The organism is Actinophytocola sp. (assembly GCF_050699915.1).
Classification (GTDB): domain Bacteria; phylum Actinomycetota; class Actinomycetes; order Mycobacteriales; family Pseudonocardiaceae; genus Actinophytocola.
Genome location: NZ_JBOHGA010000073.1, coordinates 18,905 through 27,857, shown reverse-complemented (window position 1 = coordinate 27,857; position 8,953 = coordinate 18,905). Strand labels below are relative to the sequence as shown.

Sequence of the window (8,953 nt, the reverse complement as noted above, 5' to 3'; positions counted from 1 at the left end):
GGCCGAGGCCGGGCGCGGCGTTCGCGTCTGTATGAAGGTCAGTAGCCCGGACCGTGTCCGTGCCCATGGCCGTGGCCATGACCGGCACCCTCGGGCTCCTCTTCCTTCTTCTCCACGATCGATGCCTCGGTGGTGAGCACCATCCGTGCGATCGACGCCGCGTTGGTGACCGCCGAGCGGGTGACCTTCACCGGGTCGACGACACCGTCGGCGACCAGGTCGCCGTAGGTCAGCGTCGACGCGTTGAAGCCGTGGCCCCACTTCTGCTCGCGCACCTTGGATGCGACGACCACGCCCTCGAGCCCGGCGTTGGCGGCGATCCAGATCAGCGGTGCCTCCAGCGCGGCCCGCACGATCTTCACGCCGGTCGCCTCGTCACCGGACAGCGTCGCCGCCAGCTTGTCGAGGTCGCGGCCGACGTGCACGAGCGACGAGCCGCCGCCGGGCACGATGCCCTCCTCGACCGCGGCCTTGGTCGCGGCGACCGCGTCCTCGATGCGGTGCTTGCGCTCGGCCAGCTCGGTCTCGGTGGCCGCCCCGACCTTGATCACGGCGACGCCACCGGACAGCTTCGCGAGCCGTTCCTGCAGCTTCTCCCGGTCCCAGTCGGAGTCGGTGGCCTCGATCTCCTTGCGGATCTGCTCGGCGCGCGCCGTGACGTCGGCCTTGGCGCCGCCGCCCTCGATGATCGTCGTCTCGTCCTTGGTGACGACCACGCGGCGGGCGGTGCCCAGCACGTCGAGGTCGGCCTCCGACAGCTTCATGCCCACGTCGGTGGACACGACGGTCGCGCCGGTGACGATGCCGAGGTCGTCGAGGAACGCCTTGCGCCGGTCGCCGAAGAAGGGGGCCTTCACCGCGACGGCGCGGATCGTCTTGCGCACCGAGTTCACGACCAGGGTCGACAACGCCTCGCCGTCGATGTCCTCGGCGAGGATCAGCACCGGCTTGGCGGCCTGGGCGACCTTCTCGAGGATCGGCAGCAGGTCGTTGAGCGAAGAGATCTTCTCGCGGTGCAGCAGGATGTAGGCGTTCTCCAGCACCGCCTCCTGCGCCTCCGGGTCGGTGGCGAAGTAGCCGGAGATGTAGCCCTTGTCGAACTGCACGCCCTCGGTGATGACGAGCTCGGTGGCCAGCGTGGAGGACTCCTCCACGGTGATCACACCGTCCTCGCCGACCTTCTCGATGGCCTCGCCGAGCAGCGCGCCGATCGACGCGTCCCGGGAGGCGACGGTGCCGACCTGGGCGATGTGGTCGCGGCCCTTGACCGGCGTGGCCTTGTCCTTCAGCGCCGCCACGACGGTGTCGGCGGCGAGCTGGATGCCGGCGCCGAGCGCGGCCGGGTTGGCGCCGGCCGCGACGTTGCGCATGCCGATGCGGACCATGGCCTGCGCGAGCACGGTGGCGGTGGTGGTGCCGTCACCGGCGACGTCGTTGGTCTTGGTGGCGACGTTCTTCGCGAACTGGGCGCCGAGGTTCTCGAACGGGTCCTCCAGCTCGATCTCCCGCGCGATGGTGACGCCGTCGTTGGTGACCGTCGGGCCACCGAACTTCTTGGCCAGCACGACGTGCCGACCGCGCGGGCCGAGCGACACGCGGACCGCGTCGGCGAGCTTGTTCACCCCGCGTTCGAGCGCCCGACGAGCGTCCTCGTCGAAGCTGATCTCCTTGGGCATGTCCTACCTTTCTGGAACACAGCGCCCCGGCAGCCCCACAGGGCCGCCGGGGCGTGCGTTGACTTCGCTATGCCTCAGTTGACGACAGCCAGCACGTCACGGGCGGAGAGGATGAGGTAGTCCTCACCGTTGTACTTCACCTCGGTGCCGCCGTACTTGGAGTAGATGACGACGTCGCCGACACTCACGTCCAGCGGGACGCGGTTGCCGTTGTCGTCGATCCGGCCCGGCCCGACGGCCAGCACCTTGCCCTCCTGAGGCTTCTCCTTGGCCGTGTCCGGGATCACGAGGCCAGACGCCGTCGTGGCCTCGGCCTCGCTCGCCTGGACAACGATCTTGTCCTCGAGCGGCTTGATGTTCACGCTCACCGCGGTGACCTCCACGGGTCGACTCGATTGCGTTGGCAGTTACCTGTCTTGCTTGGCGGCTCCTGCCACCCCGCCGTCGCGGGTGTCGGGGCGGTGTCGGTGCCGTACGGTTGGCACTCTACCCACGCGACTGCTAACGGTGCAACGAGGGTCCCCGCGGTCTCCGCGGTCCTGCTGGTGCACACAGTACGTAACGCAGGCGGCGAGTGGTCGCTAGGCGGACCGGGCGTGGTCGGTGACGACTTCGTCGATCAACCGCCTGTTGAGGGCGGCCAGGTCCGGGTCGGTGTCGATGCAGTTCGCCAGGGTGAGCAGTGACTTCCACAGGGCCCAGCCCCGGGCTCGCACCCACGTGCCCTCGTCCTGGGCGACGGCTCGCCGAAACTCCGCCCGGCTGTCGCCGGTGAGCATCGTCCAGGTGAGGACCAGGTCGCAGGCCGGGTCGCCGACTCCAGAGGTGCCGAAGTCGATCACCGCGCTCAGCTTGCCGTCCCGGACCAGGAGGTTGCCGGCGGCCACGTCGCCGTGGAACCAGACCGGGTCGCCGCGCCACTCCGCCGCCAGTGCGGCATCCCACACCGTGGCGGCGGCGGCGGTGTCGACCCGCCCGTCGAGCGCGGTCAGGCAGCGCCGGGTCTCCTCGTCGTAGTGCGCCGGTGACGCGCCGCGGTACCAGCTGTGCAGACCGGCGACCGGGCCGCCGGTCGCGTCGCAACGCTGCAGCGCCAGCAGGAACTCCGCCACGTCGACCGCGAAGCGCGGCAAGTCATCGATGTGCGCATGGTCGGCGACCTTGCCGGGCAGCCAGCCGCGCACCGACCACGGGTACGGATAGCCCTCGCCCGGCACCCCTTCGCCGAGTACCCGCGGCACGTCGACCGGCAGCGACAGCGCCAGCCGGGGCAGCCACCGGTTCTCCTTCGCCACGGCGGGGACGTAGCCCGCCGCGGTCGGCAGCCGCACCGACTTGTCCTCGCCCAGCCGGTAGGTCCGGTTGTCCCATCCATCGACGGCCACCGGGGTCACCGGCAGGTCGCGCCACCGCGGGAACTGCGCGGCGACGAGGCGGCGCACGAGGCCGGCGTCGATGCCGGCGCGGCCGTCCGGCGGAGTCATGGACACGATCATGACCGCCGCCGGACCTGGCAGACAACGGACTTTCAGTCGACCCAGATCGGCCGCCCCGTCAGGTTCGTGCCGCGGGTCGCGAGCAGGGCGGCGGCCGTCGAGTCGAGCATGGCCGGCGCGAACTCCTGACCGTCCCTCAGTTGCTCGACGACGTCGTCGAACCGCGCACCGAGCACGCGCGGCGCGACGTGGTCGGTAAAGACAGGCCGTAGCCGGACCTGCGCGTGCTGGCGCACGAACCGCACCTGCGACCCGCAGCTGAGCCCGAGCGTGTCGAGCGCGGCCGCCTGGGTGAGCTTGAGCTCGATCGCGTTGTGCGGGCTGTACATCGGTGCGGGAATGGGCGCCTCCTCGTCGAAGTCGTAGGGCTCCAGCTCGCGCAGGCACCGCTCGGGCCGCCCGCGCGCGAGCTGCCACCAGCCTTGGCAGATCGCCAGCGAGACGGAGAGATCCGTATTTGTCCTATATCCGACGATGGACCGGAAATCCCGGTCCATCGTGTCGTGGCTCGCGCCGCCGAGAAGGCGTCCCAACGCGCGTCGCCGAACTGTGTCGGCCTGCAAGGAAAGAGCTGGCCTCGTTTCGAGCAGCCGGTCGTACAGTTCCTCGGCTCTGACCCATTCGCCGGCGTCCTGGTACAGGTTCGCGATCGCGAGCAACAGCCCGGCACGCGCACCGTTCGGGCAGCGGTCCGTGGTGTCGAGGCGGTGCCGCACGCGCAGCAGCGTGGCCTCCAGCAGCGCCCGGTTCATGCGGTACGGAAGGTAGAACAGGCTCTGCGTGAGGAACGCCCAGTCGTCGCCCTCGTGCGTCTCGAACAGATAGGGATAGTGAACCGCGAGCGCGTCGCCGAGCCGCGCACACCCGAAGGCCAGCGCTGGAGCCCCGGCGTGGAAATGCCGCCGTGCGCTGTGAAAGACGTTCGCCGCGATCAGGTCGATGCCGAACCGGAAGGTCGGTCTCTGCAGTGCGCCGCCGGCGAACCGGAGTGACCGGTTCCAATACCGGCCGCTTATCGGCACGAGATTGTCGAACCGCATCGCCGTGGAATCCTCGTCGAGCGGTATCCATTCGATCGCGCGGTCCTCGGCAAGTGGACCGTCCACCACACAACTGCTCGCGCCGTAATATTCGTTGAGCTGCCGCCCGAGCAGAGTTGTGTCGGCCTCCCGATCCGGACCGGTCCGCTGGCTTGGAAATATCGTGCGCGACCGATAGATGTCCTCGACGAGCTCGCGGACGCCGAGCGCGACTTCGAGCCAACCGGCGTCCGCGTTGTCCCAGGTACTGATCGGCCGCAGGTCCCGCGGCAACGCCTGAAACTGGGCGAACGGCATGTGCGTGAAATCGACCGGCTTGACGAGCACCGGAAGAATACTGACGCCGTCCGCGTGATGTCGTCGCAGTGCCTCCGCCAACTCCTTCTCGAAACAGAAGACGGATGCGATGAAATCCGCGGTCACGAGCAGAATGACGATGTCGGCGTTCGCGAGCTCGTCCCCGATGTCCCGCTGCCAGTCCGACCCGGGCGCGATCGCCCGGTTGCACCACAGGTCGATGAGCCCTTCCCGCGCCAGCGGCGCGAGATGGATGTCGAGCCTTACCCGTTCGGCCTCGTCGACGTGTGAATAGGACACGAAGACCCGGCAGAGTCCACCACGGTCGGAAACGGCTGTCCGAGTCCTAAATCCATCAAGACCCGACTGAGAGACCTCTTCGACAGCGCCTTTCGGAGCCCCAAATCCGAAGATCGACATGCGCATCACCGCCTCGATCACCACGACATTGTCTGATCGGTTGATCTCTGCGCCCACAATGGACGCTCATGACAAGACCTCACCCAAGAGTTTACCACTCTGTCAAGCTGCACTTCCCGGAACAGCTGCGTGTTATAGCATGACTTGACGACACGAAAGTAGTACTCAAATTTAGACCCGGCTGAGTCCTGGTCGGGCGATACCGACCGAGGAGCGTCAAGGTGAATAGTCGAGACGTTAAGCTTGAGGAAATGCTCAACAGCTTGATCGAAAGGGGCGGATATAGTCGCAATCGTCAGGCGATTCTTGAAGCCGTGGGCATCACCGCCGCGGCGCTGTCCCAGTACACCCGCGGTCATACCCGGCCGAGCTTCCAGAAGCTGGTTGCGCTCGCGGACTTCTTCGGGGTCAGCCTGGACTACCTCGTCTACGGCGAGGTCGGCGGTGCGCCGGCAGATCACGGCCCGCTTGCCAAGTACATCGAGCACGCGTTGACGGACGTGCAAACCCGCGCCAGCCGGCACTCGGACCTTCTCGCCCGCATCGGACGCGTACTCACCGACCGGGTCGACGCGGTGGCGCGCGAGCTCGCGGAGTCCCGAACGGCCGGCCTAGAGGGGCTCATCGAACAGGACGAAGTCCTCCGAGTGGAGCGCTTCTGCCGACAAGCAGACATCGTCGCGACGGATCTGAGACCGAACATCATCGACACGGCTGACGGAGATGCTGCTGCCGGTCAGTTCTTTCAAGTTGTGACGTCAAATCTGACCAAGGGTTGCAAGTACCGCTTCCTGTTGGCCGGGGAGCTCGGCGGCCGCGCTGAGGCAGTCACCCGATTCAGGGACATGGTGGCCGCAGTCGTTGGCGGCGATCGGCTGAACGAGAACTGCTCCTTCAGGAAGACCGTGCTGCCGGTCATGGGCGGCGCCGGGCTTTATCGACTCGACGTCAGCAGCCTGGCAATCGCCGAACCGGCCTTGTTCAACCAGTTCGGGAAGTTCCTGCTCAGCGGCACCTGGCTTGGCTACCTCAACAGGCCCAACGACGAGTCCAACGCGGACATGATCATGTCGCCCGACCACACCCTCCGAGCCTGCGGAGCCTTTGACACACTGTGGAACGCCGCCGGTTCGCGGGTGTAAATGAAATGGGCCAATTCACGGCCAGCGGGTGCGCGGCCGATGTCGCAACCACTACATTGCCCCGTGCTTGTTGTCGACTCTGACGCCATCGTCGGCAGAGTGTTGCACACAGGCGCACATCCCAACGGAGAGAGAATCTGGTTGGCCCGCGTCGACCTTGGCAACGGCAAGCCCGTTCAGATCGTCTTCGGGGGCAGGTACAAGGTGCGACCAGCGGAGTTGGTCCCAGTGGCGCCGCCCGGAGCACGAGTAACGGCGTTGAACGGTTTGACAGTTCCGCGGACGAAGAAGATGCGAAACCGAAAGTACCGCGGCGAACGGTCACACGGCATGTTGTGCAGCCTCGATGAGCTCGGCTGGACCGTCGGCGGACCGGATGAGGTGGCCATTCTTTGCGGGCTCAGGCCGGGCGACAGTCTTGACTGCATCGCCACGCACCTGCGTTCCGATCATGTAGTGCGGCCGCGACCCCTCCAGCAGGCCCGAGCGAAGCCCCTGGTGCTGGACAGGATCACCCAGTACCGGTTTCCGAGCAGGTCAGACAGTCACGAGGTAGGCCGATCGGCGGCAAAGGATTGACCTCCAGCGCTGCCGGGATCAGAGTTACCCCGGTCCCCAGTCGCCCGTCTCCTGGAGGCGTGATGTTCCGGTCGTCGAAGCGCACCGTCGTCAGCGCGAGTGTGCTCGCCGCCAGCCTCGTCCTTGGCATGACCACCGCGAGTGCGGAGGAAACCCCCGCCACCCGGCAGCAGGCCTACGCCGCCGCGGCCGTCGAGTTCGGCGTGCCGGAGAGCGTGCTGCTCGGCGTCTCCTACCTGGAGTCCCGGTGGAACACCAACGCCGGCGCGCCCAGCACCGCGGCCGGCTTCGGCCCCATGCACCTCACCGACGTGACCGCGGTCGACACCGGCGGCACCCATCACGACCGCGGCACCGAGGACCCACGCGGCGACACCGCCCGCCCGGCCCTGCACCCCGAGGCCGGCGCGCCCGACCTCTCCGCCCCGAGCCTGCGCACCGCCGCCCGCGCGGCCGAGCTGACCGGCGTCGACCAGGAGGCGCTGCGCGCCGACCCCACCCAGAACATCCGCGGCGGCGCGGCCCTGCTCGCCGCGCACCAGCGCGACCTCGGCGTCCACAGTGACAAGCCGGCCGACTGGTACGGCGCGGTGGCCCGCTACAGCGGCGCGACCGAGGCCGCGACCGCCGCGAACTTCGCCGACGAGGTGTTCGCCACCATCAAACAAGGCGCGGCCCGGGTCACCGACGACGGCCAGCACGTCCGCCTCGCCGCGCAGCCGAACCTGCGGCCGAGCGTCGACCAGCTCGGCGTGCGGCAGGCGAACGACGACGAGACCGAATGCCCGCGCGGGCTGGGCTGCGAGTGGATCCCGGCGCCGTACGAGGAGTTCGAGGGCGGCTACGGCAACCACGACCTCGCCGACCGGCCACACAGCCAGAAGATCGACTACATCATCATCCACGACACCGAGGCCACCTGGGACACCACGCTCGACCTGGTGCAGGACCCGACGTACGTGAGCTGGCAGTACAGTCTGCGCTCCGCCGACGGCCACGTCGCGCAGCACGTCAAGCACAAGGACGTCGCCTGGCAGGCCGGCAACTGGTACGTCAACTCGAAGTCGATCGGCCTCGAACACGAGGGCTTCGCGGCCGACGGCAGCTGGTACACCGAGGCGATGTACCGCAGCTCCGCCAAGCTGGTCCGCTACCTCGCCGCCAAGTACGACATCCCGATGGACCGCGCCCACATCCTCGGCCACGACAACGTGCCCGGCACGATCCCGTCGACCGTCGGCGGCATGCACTGGGACCCGGGCCCCTACTGGGACTGGGCGCACTACTTCGACCTGCTGGGCGCGCCGTTCCGCGGCACCGGCACCGCGCGGGGCGGCATGGTGACGATCAGGCCGGACTTCGACAAGAACAAGCCGGCGTTCACCGGCTGCGAGGCCGCAGGCGAGCCGTGCCCGCCGCGCGGGTCCGGCTCGGTCATCCTGCACACCGCGCCGCGCGCGGACGCACCGCTGCTCACCGACGTCGGCCTGCACCCGGACGGCAGCCCGGGCACGATGCACATCTCCGACCACTCGAGCCGGGTGGAGACCGGGCAGCGGTACGCGATCGCCGACCGCCGGGGTGACTGGACGGCGATCTGGTACCTGGGCCAGAAGGGCTGGTTCCACAACCCGAAGCGCCAGCCGGCCGCGCTGTGGTCGGCCGGGCTCGTGGTCACGCCGAAGCCGGGCCGGGCGAGCATCCCGGTGTACGGCCGGGCCTACCCGGAGGCCGCCGCGTACCCGGCGCACGTACCGGTGCAGGCGGTCACGCCGCTGCAGTACTCGCTGCCGGCCGGGCAGAAGTACTCGGTCGGGCTGGTCACCGGCTCGGAGTACTACTGGGCGGTGACCTACGCCGCGACGAACCACACGGTCGTGCGCGGCAAGACCAAGTACGTGCAGATCCAGTTCGGCCACCGCGCGATGTTCGTCGACGCGGCGGACGTCGACGTGCGGCCGTCAGTACTGCCCTAGCTCCTCGAGCGTCGTGGGGACGGGGAACGGCGGGCGGCCGGTTCCGGTGATCCGGTACCTCCCCCAGGGGTCCAGGTCGGCGAGCCGGCCGTCCGCCTCGCCGTGCGGGGTGCGGATCGAGCCGGCGGCCTTGCGCGCGCCGATCAGCTCGGCGAGCTCGGGGTTGGCCCGAATGCGGCCGTACCAGTGGTACTTGCCGTCGATCGGCTCGAAGTTGCCGGCCAGGACCACGTCGACGGTCAGCTCGGTGTCCTCGACGCGAAGGGTGGCCTGGCCCTCGTAGCCGTCCTCGTCGTGTTCTGCCATTAGTACATGTTACCGCAAGTA

General features: G+C 68.4%; 8 protein-coding genes. 3 read left to right on the top strand and 5 right to left on the bottom strand.

The genetic code is table 11. From position 1 onward, the window contains the following. Nucleotides 1-38: 38 nt before the first annotated feature. The 4 genes from groL to ACRDSK_RS15455 all read right to left on the bottom strand — a co-directional run bounded on the left by groL (nt 39) and on the right by ACRDSK_RS15455 (nt 4,950). Nucleotides 39-1,676: a chaperonin GroEL gene (gene groL, locus ACRDSK_RS15470; RefSeq protein ID WP_431441563.1), complete on the bottom strand. Its 1,638-nt coding sequence runs from the start codon at nt 1,674-1,676 to the stop codon at nt 39-41. Between the two features lie 74 nt (nt 1,677-1,750). Continuing rightward, a complete protein-coding gene (gene groES / locus ACRDSK_RS15465) occupies nt 1,751-2,044 on the bottom strand; it encodes a co-chaperone GroES (protein ID WP_407779580.1) in 294 nt (97 codons plus the stop codon). A gap of 213 nt (nt 2,045-2,257) precedes the next feature. Continuing rightward, nucleotides 2,258-3,160, bottom strand: a complete 903-nt coding sequence (locus tag ACRDSK_RS15460) for an aminoglycoside phosphotransferase family protein (RefSeq protein ID WP_431441561.1) — start codon at nt 3,158-3,160, stop codon at nt 2,258-2,260. A 44-nt stretch (nt 3,161-3,204) separates the two neighbouring features. Further along, nucleotides 3,205-4,950: a TIR domain-containing protein gene (locus ACRDSK_RS15455; protein ID WP_431441560.1), complete on the bottom strand. Its 1,746-nt coding sequence runs from the start codon at nt 4,948-4,950 to the stop codon at nt 3,205-3,207. A gap of 230 nt (nt 4,951-5,180) precedes the next feature. Between ACRDSK_RS15455 and ACRDSK_RS15450 the strand changes: the two genes are divergently transcribed. From ACRDSK_RS15450 to ACRDSK_RS15440, 3 genes are all read left to right on the top strand, one after another. Continuing rightward, nucleotides 5,181-6,071 (top strand): helix-turn-helix domain-containing protein, encoded by an 891-nt coding sequence (locus ACRDSK_RS15450; protein ID WP_431441559.1) that lies wholly within the window; start codon nt 5,181-5,183, stop codon nt 6,069-6,071. Then, the gene (locus ACRDSK_RS15445) at nt 6,072-6,650 is read left to right on the top strand and encodes a hypothetical protein (RefSeq protein ID WP_431441558.1); all 579 of its coding nucleotides are present in this window, start codon (nt 6,072-6,074) and stop codon (nt 6,648-6,650) included. It begins immediately after the preceding gene. A gap of 62 nt (nt 6,651-6,712) precedes the next feature. Continuing rightward, a complete protein-coding gene (locus ACRDSK_RS15440) occupies nt 6,713-8,626 on the top strand; it encodes an N-acetylmuramoyl-L-alanine amidase (protein WP_431441556.1) in 1,914 nt (637 codons plus the stop codon). Here ACRDSK_RS15440 and ACRDSK_RS15435 read toward each other — a convergent pair. Then, nucleotides 8,612-8,932 (bottom strand): DUF4873 domain-containing protein, encoded by a 321-nt coding sequence (locus ACRDSK_RS15435; protein ID WP_431441554.1) that lies wholly within the window; start codon nt 8,930-8,932, stop codon nt 8,612-8,614. The genes ACRDSK_RS15440 and ACRDSK_RS15435 overlap by 15 nt on opposite strands. Nucleotides 8,933-8,953 lie beyond the last annotated feature (21 nt).

Coding starts and splice junctions, on each gene's coding strand:
- groL (WP_431441563.1), bottom strand. CDS start 1,676: ATGCCCAAGGAGATCAGCTTCGACGAGGACGCTCGTCGGGCGCTCGAA.
- ACRDSK_RS15460 (WP_431441561.1), bottom strand. CDS start 3,160: ATGACTCCGCCGGACGGCCGCGCCGGCATCGACGCCGGCCTCGTGCGC.
- ACRDSK_RS15450 (WP_431441559.1), top strand. CDS start 5,181: ATGCTCAACAGCTTGATCGAAAGGGGCGGATATAGTCGCAATCGTCAG.
- ACRDSK_RS15445 (WP_431441558.1), top strand. CDS start 6,072: ATGAAATGGGCCAATTCACGGCCAGCGGGTGCGCGGCCGATGTCGCAA.
- ACRDSK_RS15440 (WP_431441556.1), top strand. CDS start 6,713: ATGTTCCGGTCGTCGAAGCGCACCGTCGTCAGCGCGAGTGTGCTCGCC.
- ACRDSK_RS15435 (WP_431441554.1), bottom strand. CDS start 8,932: ATGGCAGAACACGACGAGGACGGCTACGAGGGCCAGGCCACCCTTCGC.